Below are 13,257 nucleotides of genomic sequence, written 5' to 3' on the forward strand. Positions count from 1 at the left end.
GAGGGAAAAGATCGCAGGATCGCCATAGCCCAGCCGTCAAACCGCTGGGCAGTGGTAGTAGGAACGACGACCCTGCAAGTTCGGTGTAACGCGATTATTCGTCGCGACCTTCCATCATGGTGCGTTTAAGCATCACGTAAACCGCCCCCGCACCACCATGTTTCGCTTGGCACGAGCAGAAACCGAGTACCTGCGCGTGCTGGCGCAACCAGGTGTTGACGTGGCTTTTGATCATCGGCCGCTTGCCGTCCAGCCGCACAGCCTTGCCGTGGGTGACGCGTACGCAGCGAATTTCGAACTTGGTCGCTTCAGCGAGAAAAGCCCAAAGCGTTTCCCGGGCCTTTTCGACACTCATGCCGTGCAAATCGAGGCTGCCTTCGAACGGGATCTGCCCGATCTTGAGCTTGCGCATCTGACTTTCCTGCACCCCGTCGCGGGCCCACATCAACTCGTCTTCCGGGCCGACGTCGATAACGAACTGATCGGACAGACCGTCAACGGTAGTGGAATCGGTGCGCACGGTGGCGGATTGACGCAGCTTGGCGATCTGTGCGCGGTCAGCCTTGGGTTTGCCGGTGTCGGCGCGGTCGTGCTTGATCGGCTTGACGCCTTGGATCGCACTTTTGAACAGGGAAAAATCGTCGTCTTGCATGTCAGCCTCCGCGAAGGGCGGCCAGTTTACCCAAGTCGAAACGAAACGGCCCGGCAAAAAGCCAGGCCAGTGATTCAGTCGTGTTTTTTCATCAGATGCGGGGACATGTTCAGTTCCCGCGATTGCCGTGCGCGACGGCGGCAGCGACGCCACAGGGCGACACCGAAATACAGAAACAGCAAACCGACTGCCAGGATGATTGCCGAGCCCATTGGCGTGGCATTCAAGTCGCCGAGTGCCGGCGGGTGCCCGAGCAGGCTGGCGGCTCCGGCCAGTGCCAGCAGCACGCCGAACGTTGCCAGAATGGCCGCGATCGCCGCGCCGAAACGAAAACGCCAGTTGCTTTGGCCTTTGGGCCGCAAGCGGCGTGCGTCAAATCCATCGGATAACTTCATTCCGACCTTCCTCAATGGGTATCGGCCCTTCGACCGGGAGTTGACCGGGTTGTTCCTGAGGCTATGGCATTTGCGGCAAATGAGAGGATTTTGCGGATGAGCGGCGCTGTGAGCCGCTCATCAGAGCGTGATGTGAGCGGATCAGATCAGGTCTTGAGTCAGTGCGAGGGTGGCGAAGTTGTCGGCCATGATCGCCATTTCGGCTTCCTGCACGAGTTCGGCGCTGAGCACGCGGCCCTTGAAGGGCAGGTCGCGAGTGGCACAGGCGTCTTCAACCAGAGTGCAACGGAAACCGAGGTTCTTCGCTGCGCGTACGGTGGTGCTGACGCTGGAGTGGCTCATGAAGCCGCAGACGATCAGGTCCAGCGAGCCAAGGTTCTGCAGACGATCGAGCAGCTCGGTGCCATGAAAAGCGCTCGGCAGCAATTTGCCGATGATGGTTTCATCGCCCTGCGGTTCGAGGCCAGGGATGAACTCGCCGCGTTCACCCTGCGGGTCGAACAGGCCACCGACGGTGCCGAGGTGACGCACATGCACGATCGGCCGACCGGCTGCACGGGCGGCGGCAACCACTTGTTTGATGTTCGCGACAGCCGCGTCCATACCGCTCAGGGCCAGTGGGCCGCTGAGATATTCTTTCTGGGCATCGATGATGACCACGGTGGCATGGCTCAACGTGGCCGCTGCGTAACCGCGACCGCTGAGTTGAAACATCGTTTTTGGAACGGACATTCTGGGGCTCCTTGGGGTGGGGCTTTTGCGACATTGTCCTCTGGCTGAGCGCTTCTGTGAATCGCTACCATCGTAGGCACCGTCGTTACTGGCCTGCAGCCTTGTCAAGTTACACGTTCTGTTCAATAGCTGTCGCATAAAACAGAAAACTCCTACCGTCGCGCCGGTATTTTTCCTTCGTCGTCGTGGCGCGTTTTGGCTGGTAGAATCGCCAGTCGTTTTTTCTGGAGTTTTGCCCCGTGATCACTTCCCGACTTCGTACCCTGCGCGACCACATCCGTTGGGCCGTCAGCCGCTTCCATGGGGAGGATCTGTTTTTCGGCCATGGCACCGACAATGCCTGGGACGAAGCCCGGCAGTTGGTGCTCGGTGCCTTGCACCTGCCGTGGGAAATCGCCGACAGCTATCTCGACTGCGCGCTGGAAGACGACGAACTGGTCAACCTGCAACGCCTGCTCAAGCGCCGCATCGAAGAGCGCATTCCAACCGCTTACCTGTTGGGCGAAGCGTGGTTCTGCGGCATGTCGTTCATCGTCGACGAGCGCGTGTTGATTCCGCGTTCGCCGATTGGCGAGCTGATCGAAAACCGCTTTGCGCCGTGGATTGGCAACGAGCCTGCGCGAATTCTTGATCTGTGCACCGGCTCAGGCTGTATCGGTATCGCCTGCGCCTACGAGTTTCAGAACGCCGAAGTGGTGCTGGCCGATCTGTCATTCGAAGCTCTGGAAGTGGCCAATCAGAACATCGAGCGCCACGGTGTCGATGAGCGCGTGTACACCGTGCAGGGCGATGGCTTTGATGGTCTGCCGGGTCAGCGTTTCGATCTGATCGTGTCGAACCCGCCCTACGTCGATGCGGAAGATTTCGCCGACATGCCGGACGAATATCAACACGAACCGGAGCTTGGTCTGGCCTGCGGAGACGATGGTCTGAACCTGGTGCGGCGGATGCTCGCTGAAGCGGCGGATCACCTGACCGAGAAGGGTTTGTTGATTGTTGAGGTGGGCAACAGCCAGGTGCACGTTGACGCGTTGTACCCTGAGGTCGACTTCGCTTGGCTCGAATTCGAGCGTGGCGGGCATGGCGTGTTCATGCTGACGGCGGAACAGTGCCGCAATCATCAGGCGCTGTTCGCTTCCCGCGTCTGACCGATACTGATCGTTCCCACGCGGAGCGTGGGAACGATCAACAAAACCTGTGGGAGCGTGGCTTGCCCGCGATGGGGACGCCTAGGTCTCAATGTGTTACCGGTGCGTAGCAATCCAGATCAGCAAACCAGCCTGAAACACCGCAAACGCCACCAGACAAGTAATGGTAAAGCGCAGCCCAGCGTCTTCACGCTTGAACTTGCTGACTTTCTCATCCTGCTTCTTCAGCTTCACTTCCTGTTCAGCCAGATTCTGTTCAGCCTGCTGGAGCATCTGCGCCGCTTCAAGAATCTCGACGATCTGCAGCTTCTCGCTGTTCCAGTCACCGAGCAGATCACCGACCTGCACGTCCTTGATGCTGCCCTTCAAATGCTGGGCATCGGCGTACACCACATCAAACCCATGCACGCGCAAAAAATGATCGCGGCGCAGACGGGTGTCTTCGTTCAGCGCGTCCTTGTTGTTCAAGTCCATGCCGTCGACGGTATAGGTCGGCCAGCGCTTCTTCGCCCAGTTGATACCTTGCGCGGCGACGAAACGGCCGATGCCACGGTTCAACGGTTCGATCTGCAAGCCGCTGTCCGGGCCGAAATGCACACGTTTGGTGGTGTGATCGGCCCACACATCGAGATGGTTCTGTTCTTTGCGCACCCGCTGGCTCGGCAATTTGATCGCCATGCGCATCAGGCTGTGTTCTTTGCTGTGGCGCTCGGCGTAACCGAATTCGACAAAACGCAGCGGTCGTCCACCGGTGTGGCGGTCGGTCTGCAGCGGGGCCAGGCGGAGCATTTTATGGTGCTCGACGTGGACATCCGCCCACGGCAGCTCGACCGCTGGCGGTGCGTCTTTTTCAGCGGTGGTGTCGGGTGAAGTCTGGGTATCAGTCATAACGGCGAGATCCTGTCCAAGCCCTGCTTGTCGCCAGCCGATACGCTGGCGACAAAGGCTTATCGGCCGCTTCTTTCAGGACTAGAGGGTAAACAGCGTTTAACGGGTGCGAAGTCCGTCAATAAACTCGATGATTTTCGAACCCAGCTCTGCAGCCAACGGCAAATTCGGGTCCTTGTAGGAGGCCAATTGCCGCTTCATGTCGTTGTGCACGATGCGCATCACATGGTTCATGCCTTCAATCACCACCAGTTCGGCGTCCGGTTTGGCAGCCTTGAGCAGTCTCGCGTCTTCGGTGCCGACCTGAATGTCGTTACTGCCTTGAACGATCAGCGCCGGCATCTTCAGTTGTGCGAAAGCCTTTGCCGGGTCCTGACGGAATAGTGAAATCAGATACGGCTGGACGCTCGGGCGGAAAATCACTTGCAGCGGTTGCGGGACATTGTCATCGGTGTGGCCGGCCTTGAGGCTATCGAGCAATTCATTACTGCGCAGCATCAACGGTGGCGGCAGGCTGCGCGCCAGTTGTTCGCGGATTACCTGATCGACCGGCCGGGCGCTGCCCGATAAGGAAATCACTGCCGCCGCATCGACTTTCGGCGCGGCGAGGCTGGCGATCAGTGCGCCTTCACTGTGGCCAAGCAGAATCAGTTTGCCGAAACGCGGATCAGCCTTGAGCTTTTGCCCCCAGGCCACCGCGTCGGCCGCATAGGCTTCGACCGACAAATTGCGCTCATCCGGTGTCGCCGCCAGGCTGGCGGCCACGCCGCGCTTGTCGTAACGCACGCTGGCGATGTTGTGTTTGGCCAGCACCCACGCCAGCCGTTTCAGGCTGTCATTGCGCCCGCCGTCGGGGTTGTTTCCGTCACGATCCGTAGGACCGGAGCCAGAAATAATCAGGACAACCGGCACCGGGTTGTCGGATTTTGGCAGCAACAGCGAACCGAAAAGTTCGCCCGTGCCGGTATCCAGAGATACCGGACGCTGTAGGACTGTCGCCTGGGCAAAGCCAGTAAAGAGGGTAAGACTCAAGATCAAAACTCGCAGCATCATCACGCCATCATTCGCCAAGGTGCCGGTTGGACTCGCCAGCACCACTAAGGTTCGAGGATGAACTACTCGGTTAGCCTGCGTATACTGGCGCGCATCACGAATTTGGGTTTGATTTCACGGAGCGTCCTGCATGTCCGGCAATACCTACGGCAAGTTGTTCACTGTCACCACCGCTGGCGAGAGCCATGGTCCGGCGTTGGTCGCCATTGTCGACGGCTGCCCGCCGGGCCTGGAGATTTCCCTCGAAGACCTGCAGCGCGACCTTGATCGCCGCAAGCCGGGCACCAGCCGCCACACCACCCAGCGCCAGGAAGCCGACGAAGTCGAAATCCTCTCCGGCGTGTTCGAGGGGCGCACCACCGGTTGCTCGATCGGGCTGTTGATCCGCAACACCGACCAGAAGTCCAAGGACTACTCGGCAATCAAGGATCTGTTCCGCCCGGCCCACGCCGACTACACCTATCACCACAAATATGGCGAGCGTGACTACCGTGGCGGCGGCCGTAGCTCGGCGCGCGAAACTGCGATGCGTGTGGCGGCCGGTGCGATTGCCAAGAAATATCTGGCGAGCCAAGGCATCGTCATTCGCGGCTACATGAGCCAGCTCGGCCCGATCGAAATCCCGTTCAAGACCTGGGATTCGGTCGAAGAAAACGCTTTCTTCAGCCCTGATCCGGACAAGGTCCCGGAGCTGGAAGCCTACATGGATCAGTTGCGTCGTGATCAGGACTCGGTCGGAGCGAAGATCACCGTGGTCGCCGAAGGCGTGATGCCAGGCCTTGGCGAGCCGATTTTCGACCGTCTCGATGCCGAACTGGCCCATGCGCTGATGAGCATCAATGCGGTCAAAGGCGTGGAAATCGGCGCCGGTTTCGCCTGCGTTGCCCAGCGCGGCACCGAGCATCGCGATGAGCTGACCCCGCAAGGTTTCCTCAGCAACAACGCCGGCGGCATCCTCGGTGGCATCTCGTCCGGCCAGCCGATCGTTGCCCATCTGGCGTTGAAGCCAACGTCGAGCATCACCACCCCGGGCCGCTCGATTGATGTTGAAGGCAACCCGGTCGACGTGATCACCAAGGGTCGTCACGACCCATGCGTCGGTATCCGCGCCACGCCGATTGCCGAAGCGATGATGGCCATCGTGCTGATGGATCATCTGCTGCGTCACCGTGGCCAGAACGCCGATGTGCGCGTGAGCACGCCGGTGCTGGGTCAGCTTTGATGGCGGGCCTCAAAGCCGTCACGGCGTAACCGGCGTGGCGGCGCTTCCTTACTGGCGACTGTCCAGTTTCTATCTGTTCTATTTCGCCTTGCTCGGTTCGACAGCGCCGTTTCTGGCGCTGTACTTCGATCACCTCGGATTCAGCGCCGCGCGCATTGGTGAACTGGTCGCAATCCCGATGTTGATGCGCTGCGTGGCGCCGAACATCTGGGGCTGGCTCGGCGACTACACCGGCAAACGCCTGGCCATCGTGCGCTTCGGCGCAGTGTGTACGTTGCTGACCTTCTCGCTGATTTTCGTCAGCAAAACCTACGCCTGGCTGGCCATGGTCATGGCGCTGCACGCGTTCTTCTGGCACGCAGTGCTGCCACAGTTCGAAGTCATTACCCTGGCGCATTTGCAGGGGCAGACCTCGCGTTACAGTCAAATTCGTCTGTGGGGTTCGATCGGTTTCATCATCACCGTGGTCGCGCTGGGCCGGCTGTTCGAATGGCTCAGCCTCGATATCTACCCGGCGGCGCTGGTGCTGATCATGGCCGGTATCGTCCTCAGCAGTCTGTGGGTGCCGAACGCCCAACCTGCGCAAGGCAATCGGCCGAGCGGCGAGGGTTTCCTCAAACAACTGCGCAGCCCCGGCGTGCTGGCGTTTTACGGCTGCGTTGCGTTGATGCAAATGAGCCACGGCCCGTATTACACCTTTCTGACCTTGCACCTTGAGCGACTCGGCTACACGCGCGGCACCATCGGCATGCTCTGGGCCGTGGGTGTCGTCGCCGAGGTGTTGATGTTCATGGCGATGAGCCGGATTCTTGCGCGGTTTTCCCTGCGCCGGGTGTTGATGGCGAGTTTTCTGCTGGCGGCGCTGCGCTGGTTGCTGCTAGGTTCGTTCGCCGAGTTCCTGTGGGTACTGTTGTTCGCGCAGGTTCTGCACGCGGCGACCTTCGGCAGTTTTCACGCCGCTGCCATCGCCTTCGTGCAACGTAGTTTCGGCGCACGCCAGCAAGGTCAGGGCCAGGCGCTGTACGCAGCCTTGGCTGGCACCGGCGGCGCGCTCGGGGCGTTGTATTCCGGCTACAGCTGGAATGCCCTCGGTGCGACATTGACCTTTAGTATTGCCAGTCTCGCGGCGCTCGCTGCTGCCGTTATCATTGCCACACGTATGCAAGAGGACAGGCCATGAGCCTTACGCGTGAACAACTCGCCCAGCAAATCGTCGACGCCGGGCGTTTTCTCTACGGTCGCGGCTGGTCGCCGGCCACCAGCAGCAACTACTCGACGCGCCTGTCGGCCAGCGAAGCGTTGCTGACCGTGTCCGGCAAGCACAAGGGCCAGTTGGGTCTGGACGATGTGCTCGCTACCGATCTGTCGGGTAACAGCCTGGAGCCGGGCAAAAAACCGTCCGCCGAAACCCTGCTGCACACCCAACTGTACAGCTGGCGCCCAGAGATTGGTGCGGTGCTGCACACCCATTCGGTGAATGCCACGGTGCTGTCGCGCCTCACCCCAGAAGACTTTATCGAGTTCGAAGACTACGAACTGCAAAAAGCCTTCAGCGGTATTTCGACCCATGAATCGCGGGTGCGCGTGCCGATTTTCGACAACGATCAGGACATTGCGCGCCTTGCCGCCAAGGTGCAGCCTTGGCTCGACGCCCATCCCGATTGCGTCGGTTACCTGATTCGCGGCCACGGCCTCTATACCTGGGGCGCGCAGATGAACGACGCCCTGCGCCAGATCGAGGCTTTCGAATTTTTGTTTGAGTGCGAGTTGAAAACCCGCAGCGTCATGAACCGCCAAGGCTGACTTCACAAGAAGTAGCCCATTTGCCTGATGAAATGCTGTGCCCGACCGGTCTGCAAGAACCGGACGGCAAGGCCGATACCGAGGAATTGCCCCAATGAGCAGCCTGTCCGTCTATCACGTTTCCAGCCCTGACATTCCGAACAAGGTGCTGACCCATTTCGAAGACATCGCCTCGACCCTGGCCGAGCAGGGCGTGCGCTTCGACCGCTGGCAAGCCGCTGCGAAAATCCAGCCCGGCGCAACCCAGGAAGAAGTGATCAGCGCCTATAAAGAGCAGATCGACAAATTGATGACCGAGCGCGGTTACATCACCGTCGACGTCATCAGCCTCAACAGCGACCACCCGCAAAAAGCCGAATTGCGCGCCAAGTTCCTTGAGGAACACCGGCATGGCGAAGACGAAGTACGCTTTTTCGTCGCCGGCCGTGGGCTGTTTACCCTGCACATCGACGACTACGTCTACGCCGTGCTCTGCGAAAAGAACGATCTGATCTCGGTACCCGCCGGCACCAAGCATTGGTTCGACATGGGTGAGCATCCGCATTTCGTCGCAATCCGTCTGTTCAACAACCCGGAAGGCTGGGTTGCCAACTTCACCGGCGAAGACATCGCCGGTCGTTTCCCGCGTCTGGAGGACTGAAACGATGTCGATCAAAGCCATCGTCACCGATATCGAAGGCACTACCAGCGCGGTGAGTTTTGTCTTCGACGTGCTGTTTCCCTACGCGGCCAAACACCTGCCGGATTTCGTACGGCAGAACGCCGAACGCGCCGATGTTGCCGAGCAACTCGAAGCCGTGCGCCGCGACAGCAATGCGCCGCAGGCCGATGTTGAACGGGTTGTTGAAATTCTCTTGAGCTGGATTGAGGAAGACCGCAAAGCCACGCCGCTCAAAGCCTTGCAAGGCATGGTCTGGGCGCAGGGTTATCACGCCGGGCAGCTTAAGGGGCATGTTTACCCGGATGCTGTTGAAGCGCTGAAACGCTGGCATCAGGCGGGTTATCAACTGTTTGTGTACTCGTCCGGCTCGATCCAGGCGCAGAAGCTGATTTTTGGCTGTTCCGAGGCGGGTGATCTGACGCCTTTGTTCAGCGGTTACTTCGACACTACGTCGGGAGCCAAGCGTGAGGCGCAGTCCTACACGAATATTCAACAGGCGATCGGTGTTGAAGCGGGGCAGATCCTGTTCCTGTCGGACATCGTCGAAGAACTTGATGCCGCGCAATCGGCAGGCTTGCAAACCTGCGGTCTGGCCCGTGAAGGCGGGGCACTGGGTGCGCATGTCACCGTTGACAGCTTCACCGGGATCGAACCGGAAGCCTTCTAGCTTCACTCGATCAAATGTGGGAGCGAGCCTGCTCGCGAAAGCGTCCGTTCAGCCAACCTTATCAGTGGCTGACACACCTCCTTCGCGAGCAGGCTCGCTCCCACAGGTTTTTTTGTTAACCGCAAAATATAAACAGGCCGTGAAGCGCATGCTCCACGGCCTGTTCTGTTTAAAGCGTTAAAAAATTACAGCGAGTGATACGTCGGCAGGGCAAAACGCTGCTGGCTTTGCAGCATGGCAATTTGCGGCAATTCACTGGCCTGTTCGGCCAGGTCACGACGAATCGCGCTGATCGCCCACGACAGTTGGTCGCCGGCATGCAGTTGCTGATACGTGAGTGCGCGTTTGAACACTTTGCCGTCGGCGCTGCGCAGGGTCAGTAGAATCCCGCCATCGGGACGTGGCGCGGTGGTGACGTCGAAGTTGGAGAACAGGGAGGTAAATTTTTCTTGGATCAGGCTCATGTTTTTCAGCTCCGTATGCACTTGAATGGCAAGCATGCAGAGGAGGTTGCAGCGATTGTGCCAGCATTTGAAAAAAATAAAATCGTTGTAAATCAACAACTTAAAAACCATCGGAATTCAGGAGATCGTGCAATCTGCATGAATGGCCATCGTGCATCCTGCATTTTGCGGGATCGTCGACGAATAAACGGAACCAATTGATAAAGCCAGGATCCTCGCCGTCGCCGCTCAGCCTGCGGATACAAAACATTGCAAAAACCGCGTGTACAGCCCGAGAAGCGCTGACGTATTTTCGGACTCGACCCTCGCTCATCGAGCGTCGGTAGTTTCAGCGCGACAATAAAAAAACCGGCCACACGTCAAGGTCGAACGGGGAGCTTCCATGAGTCACGCGCCAAGCGACACGATTACCTGGGGCATGATGCTCCGCAAACTGCCGATGATTGCCAAAGCCATCCCGCGGGTGGTCAAAGGCATGAAGGTGGCCAACGTCACGGATCCGACCCAAAGCTGTGGCCTTGGCTGGACGTTCGAACAAGCGACCCTGCGCAATCCCCAAGGCCCGGCGTTATTGCAGGGCGATGTGCTGCTGACCTATTCGCAGGTCAATCAGTGGGCCAACCGTATTGCCCACTATCTGAGCGGACAGGGCATCGGCAAGGGCGACGTGGTGGCGGTGTTTATCGAGAACCGCCCGGAGTTGCTGGTGACGATTCTGGCGCTGGCCAAGGTCGGAGCGGTCAGCGCCTTGCTCAACACCTCGCAGACGCGCGACACGCTGATCCACAGTGTGAATCTGGTTGCGCCGGTAGCGATTGTGGTTGGCGAAGAATTGTTGCCCGCGTTTGCCGCAGTGCGCGAGCAAGTGTCGATTGCCGCGCAACGTACCTGGTTCGTGGCCGATCAGGACACTTACAGCCATCCGGGCATTGCGCCCGACGGCTACGTCAATCTGATCAGTGCCAGTGCCGACGCCGCCAGCGACAATCCGCCGAGCAGCCGGCAAGTATTCTTCGACGATCCCTGTTTCTACATTTACACCTCGGGCACCACGGGCCTGCCGAAGGCCGGCGTGTTCAAGCACGGCCGCTGGATGCGCAGTTCCGCCAGCTTCGGCATGATCGCGCTCAACATGGGCCCCGACGACGTCGTCTATTGCACTTTGCCGCTGTACCACGCCACCGGTCTTTGCGTGTGCTGGGGCTCGGCGATCAACGGCGCGTCAGGTTTCGCGATCCGCCGTAAGTTCAGCGCCAGCCAGTTCTGGAACGACGTGCGCCGCTACCGCGCCACCACCATCGGTTACGTCGGCGAGCTATGCCGTTATCTGGTCGATCAACCCGCCAGCGCCGATGACAGCCGTCACGACGTGCGCAAGATGATTGGCAACGGTCTGCGCCCCGGTGCCTGGGCCCAGTTCAAGACGCGCTTCGCCGTTGACCACATTTGTGAGCTGTACGCGGCGAGCGACGGCAACATCGGTTTCACCAACATCCTCAATTTCGACAACACCATCGGTTTCTCATTGATGGCCTGGGAGTTGGTGGCCTACGACCATGACAGTGGCGAGCCGCTGCGCAGCGACGACGGTTTCATGCGCAAGGTCGGCAAGGGTGAGCAGGGCCTGTTGCTGGCGCGAATCGATGAAAAAGCGCCACTGGATGGTTACACCGATCCGCAGAAAACCGCCAAAGTCGTGTTGCACGACGTGTTTACCAAGGGTGATCGCTTTTTCAACACTGGCGACTTGTTGCGCAACATCGGTTTCGGCCACGCGCAATTTGTTGATCGACTCGGCGACACCTACCGCTGGAAGGGTGAAAACGTCTCGACCACTGAAGTCGAAAATCTCTTGTTGCAACACCCGCACATCTCCGAGGCGGTGGCCTATGGAGTAGAAATTCGCAATACCAATGGTAGGGCGGGGATGGCGGCGATCACGCCGGCGGAATCCCTCGCGACGCTGGATTTTGCCGAGTTGCTGACGTTTATTCGTGAACGCATGCCGGCGTATGCCGTGCCGTTGTTCCTGCGGGTGAAGGTGAAAATGGAAACCACCGGCACCTTCAAATACCAGAAAACGCGCCTGAAAAACGAAGGCTTCGACCCCGGCCAGACAGGCGATGATCCGATCTACGCATGGCTGCCCGGCACTCACACCTACGTACGTGTAACAGATGAAGTATTGGCGGAAATCGATCAAGGCAAACATCGTTATTGATTCTGGCTATAGGCGTTCTTGAGAAAAAGGGGGTGACAGCTTTAGTTTCGCTCGGGAAACTGTCGGCTTTCCGATTGACCGAAAGTGGAGTTGCCCCATGTCCGACCAAAGCCGCCAGATGACCCCTGAAGAAGCTGCCGAATTCACCGAGCAGGTTTTCAACAAGGCGCGTGACGGTGATGCCGAGATGCTTGATCGCCTGGTCACGGCCGGTTTGCCGGTGAACTTGAAGAACAGCAAGGGCGACACGTTGCTGATGTTGGCCAGCTATTACGGCCATGTGGATGCGGTCCAGGTGCTGCTTAAACACAAGGCCGATCCGGAAATGCGCAACGGCAACGGCCAGAGCCCGATCGCCGGTGCGGCGTTCAAGGGCGACCTGGCAGTGGTCAAGGCGCTGGTCGAGGCGGGAGCCGAGATCGAAGGTTCGTCGTTTGATGGTCGAACCGCGCTGATGATGGCGGCGATGTTCAACCGAGTGGCAATCGTTGATTACCTGATCAGCAAAGGTGCAGATCCAAAGGCCAAGGACGCCAATGGCGTGACGGCATTGGATGCGGCACGGACCATGGGCGCAGTCGACACTACTGCGCAACTGGAAAAACTCCTCGCCTGAAATTGTGATCCCCTGTGGCGAGGGAGCTTGCGCCCGCTCCAGTGCGCAGCGCTGGCAAGCTTTTTTGCGGCCGCTTCGCGCCCCAGCGGGAGCAAGCTCCCTCGCCACAGGTGTCGGGTGTGCTGAAGAATGCGCTATCCTTCGCGCCCTCGAAATTCACCTTCGCCACAGGATCCGCCCTCATGAAAGCCGCACTCGTTGAACTCATCAGCAAAATCAGCTCCGGCTGCATGGGCGAGGACGAGATCCTGAACGTGGCCGACGAAGCCGCAGAAGCCTACGCCGATGCCGACGCTTTTCTGACAGCCAACCCGGATATCAACTACGACGACACCTTCCCGATCCCGTTGGGCGAGTGGGTAGTGGTCGGTAGCCTGCCGGAAACCGTGCTGTTCCAGGCTGATACCTACGTCGACCTGTTCGCGCAGATCGTTGCCTCGTTCGGTCCGACCGTCGACTTCAACCTCAAGCCCAAGCAACTGGCCAAGACCGAAGCCCTGACGGCGCTGAACCGCATCCAAGTGCAGATGAGCAGCCTGAGCAAGGAAAACGGCGGCTACACGCTGATGAACTTCAGTCAGTTGCTCGACGATGAACTGCAAGTGGTGCTGGTCTATGGCAACGACGTGCCCCGGGTGCTGGAACTCTGCGCCGAAGTCGGCATCGCCGCTGCGCCATCGCTGGAAGCTTTGAAAATTGCCGTTCACGTCTGAGCGCAATAAAAGGGAACCCTGC

At 59.2% G+C, this 13,257-nt stretch carries 15 protein-coding genes; 9 read left to right on the top strand and 6 right to left on the bottom strand.

Annotated elements, in window-relative coordinates:
• Nucleotides 1-94: 94 nt before the first annotated feature.
• The 3 genes from KI231_RS09140 to KI231_RS09150 all read right to left on the bottom strand — a co-directional run bounded on the left by KI231_RS09140 (nt 95) and on the right by KI231_RS09150 (nt 1,779).
• Nucleotides 95-652 carry a Smr/MutS family protein gene (locus KI231_RS09140; RefSeq protein WP_213028037.1) on the bottom strand — a complete coding sequence of 186 codons (558 nt, stop codon included), beginning with the start codon at nt 650-652 and terminating at the stop codon, nt 95-97.
• A 74-nt stretch (nt 653-726) separates the two neighbouring features.
• Nucleotides 727-1,047 (bottom strand): hypothetical protein, encoded by a 321-nt coding sequence (locus KI231_RS09145; RefSeq protein WP_096822944.1) that lies wholly within the window; start codon nt 1,045-1,047, stop codon nt 727-729.
• Nucleotides 1,048-1,188: 141 nt separating this feature from the next.
• Nucleotides 1,189-1,779 (bottom strand): cysteine hydrolase family protein, encoded by a 591-nt coding sequence (locus tag KI231_RS09150; RefSeq protein WP_053118675.1) that lies wholly within the window; start codon nt 1,777-1,779, stop codon nt 1,189-1,191.
• Nucleotides 1,780-2,018: 239 nt separating this feature from the next.
• Between KI231_RS09150 and prmB the strand changes: the two genes are divergently transcribed.
• Complete coding sequence (gene prmB, locus KI231_RS09155; RefSeq protein ID WP_103303798.1) at nt 2,019-2,927, top strand: 50S ribosomal protein L3 N(5)-glutamine methyltransferase; 909 nt, start codon at nt 2,019-2,021, stop codon at nt 2,925-2,927.
• Nucleotides 2,928-3,023: 96 nt separating this feature from the next.
• Here the strand turns inward: prmB and KI231_RS09160 are convergent, their stop codons facing one another.
• Complete coding sequence (locus tag KI231_RS09160; RefSeq protein ID WP_103303799.1) at nt 3,024-3,815, bottom strand: hypothetical protein; 792 nt, start codon at nt 3,813-3,815, stop codon at nt 3,024-3,026.
• Between the two features lie 99 nt (nt 3,816-3,914).
• Nucleotides 3,915-4,868: an alpha/beta hydrolase gene (locus tag KI231_RS09165; protein ID WP_213028038.1), complete on the bottom strand. Its 954-nt coding sequence runs from the start codon at nt 4,866-4,868 to the stop codon at nt 3,915-3,917.
• A gap of 130 nt (nt 4,869-4,998) precedes the next feature.
• On the opposite strand from KI231_RS09165, the gene aroC reads away from it, so the two are divergent.
• The 5 genes from aroC to mtnC all read left to right on the top strand — a co-directional run bounded on the left by aroC (nt 4,999) and on the right by mtnC (nt 9,221).
• On the top strand, nt 4,999-6,090 hold the full coding sequence (gene aroC, locus KI231_RS09170) for a chorismate synthase (RefSeq protein WP_213028039.1): 1,092 nt from the start codon (nt 4,999-5,001) through the stop codon (nt 6,088-6,090).
• 34 nt (nt 6,091-6,124) lie between these two features.
• On the top strand, nt 6,125-7,270 hold the full coding sequence (locus KI231_RS09175) for an MFS transporter (RefSeq protein WP_213028040.1): 1,146 nt from the start codon (nt 6,125-6,127) through the stop codon (nt 7,268-7,270).
• A complete protein-coding gene (locus KI231_RS09180; protein WP_103303802.1) occupies nt 7,267-7,893 on the top strand; it encodes a methylthioribulose 1-phosphate dehydratase in 627 nt (208 codons plus the stop codon). Before KI231_RS09175 ends, KI231_RS09180 begins: the two co-directional genes overlap by 4 nt.
• Nucleotides 7,894-7,987: 94 nt before the next feature.
• A complete protein-coding gene (locus KI231_RS09185) occupies nt 7,988-8,533 on the top strand; it encodes a 1,2-dihydroxy-3-keto-5-methylthiopentene dioxygenase (RefSeq protein ID WP_007914042.1) in 546 nt (181 codons plus the stop codon).
• Between the two features lie 4 nt (nt 8,534-8,537).
• Nucleotides 8,538-9,221 carry an acireductone synthase gene (gene mtnC / locus KI231_RS09190; RefSeq protein WP_213028041.1) on the top strand — a complete coding sequence of 228 codons (684 nt, stop codon included), beginning with the start codon at nt 8,538-8,540 and terminating at the stop codon, nt 9,219-9,221.
• Nucleotides 9,222-9,406: 185 nt separating this feature from the next.
• On the opposite strand, the gene KI231_RS09195 is transcribed toward mtnC, so the two are convergent.
• Nucleotides 9,407-9,685 (bottom strand): DUF3509 domain-containing protein, encoded by a 279-nt coding sequence (locus KI231_RS09195; RefSeq protein WP_095191301.1) that lies wholly within the window; start codon nt 9,683-9,685, stop codon nt 9,407-9,409.
• 382 nt (nt 9,686-10,067) lie between these two features.
• Here KI231_RS09195 and KI231_RS09200 point away from each other — a divergent pair, with 382 nt between their 5' ends.
• The 3 genes from KI231_RS09200 to KI231_RS09210 all read left to right on the top strand — a co-directional run bounded on the left by KI231_RS09200 (nt 10,068) and on the right by KI231_RS09210 (nt 13,235).
• Nucleotides 10,068-11,906, top strand: a complete 1,839-nt coding sequence (locus KI231_RS09200) for a long-chain-acyl-CoA synthetase (protein WP_213028042.1) — start codon at nt 10,068-10,070, stop codon at nt 11,904-11,906.
• A 97-nt stretch (nt 11,907-12,003) separates the two neighbouring features.
• Entirely contained in the window at nt 12,004-12,522 is a 519-nt protein-coding gene (locus KI231_RS09205; protein WP_103303806.1) for an ankyrin repeat domain-containing protein, read from the top strand.
• Nucleotides 12,523-12,704: 182 nt separating this feature from the next.
• A complete protein-coding gene (locus tag KI231_RS09210) occupies nt 12,705-13,235 on the top strand; it encodes a hypothetical protein (protein ID WP_213028043.1) in 531 nt (176 codons plus the stop codon).
• The last annotated feature ends 22 nt before the right edge of the window (nt 13,236-13,257 follow it).

It is taken from the genome of Pseudomonas sp. Seg1 (assembly GCF_018326005.1).
GTDB lineage: Bacteria > Pseudomonadota > Gammaproteobacteria > Pseudomonadales > Pseudomonadaceae > Aquipseudomonas.

Excerpts from the sequence above, each read along its gene's own strand:
- KI231_RS09145 (WP_096822944.1), bottom strand. The coding sequence starts at position 1,047 with ATGAAGTTATCCGATGGATTTGACGCACGCCGCTTGCGGCCCAAAGGC.
- KI231_RS09185 (WP_007914042.1), top strand. The coding sequence starts at position 7,988 with ATGAGCAGCCTGTCCGTCTATCACGTTTCCAGCCCTGACATTCCGAAC.
- mtnC (WP_213028041.1), top strand. The coding sequence starts at position 8,538 with ATGTCGATCAAAGCCATCGTCACCGATATCGAAGGCACTACCAGCGCG.
- KI231_RS09140 (WP_213028037.1), bottom strand. The coding sequence starts at position 652 with ATGCAAGACGACGATTTTTCCCTGTTCAAAAGTGCGATCCAAGGCGTC.
- KI231_RS09205 (WP_103303806.1), top strand. The coding sequence starts at position 12,004 with ATGTCCGACCAAAGCCGCCAGATGACCCCTGAAGAAGCTGCCGAATTC.
- KI231_RS09160 (WP_103303799.1), bottom strand. The coding sequence starts at position 3,815 with ATGACTGATACCCAGACTTCACCCGACACCACCGCTGAAAAAGACGCA.
- KI231_RS09150 (WP_053118675.1), bottom strand. The coding sequence starts at position 1,779 with ATGTCCGTTCCAAAAACGATGTTTCAACTCAGCGGTCGCGGTTACGCA.
- KI231_RS09165 (WP_213028038.1), bottom strand. The coding sequence starts at position 4,868 with ATGATGCTGCGAGTTTTGATCTTGAGTCTTACCCTCTTTACTGGCTTT.
- KI231_RS09210 (WP_213028043.1), top strand. The coding sequence starts at position 12,705 with ATGAAAGCCGCACTCGTTGAACTCATCAGCAAAATCAGCTCCGGCTGC.
- KI231_RS09180 (WP_103303802.1), top strand. The coding sequence starts at position 7,267 with ATGAGCCTTACGCGTGAACAACTCGCCCAGCAAATCGTCGACGCCGGG.
- KI231_RS09195 (WP_095191301.1), bottom strand. The coding sequence starts at position 9,685 with ATGAGCCTGATCCAAGAAAAATTTACCTCCCTGTTCTCCAACTTCGAC.
- aroC (WP_213028039.1), top strand. The coding sequence starts at position 4,999 with ATGTCCGGCAATACCTACGGCAAGTTGTTCACTGTCACCACCGCTGGC.
- KI231_RS09200 (WP_213028042.1), top strand. The coding sequence starts at position 10,068 with ATGAGTCACGCGCCAAGCGACACGATTACCTGGGGCATGATGCTCCGC.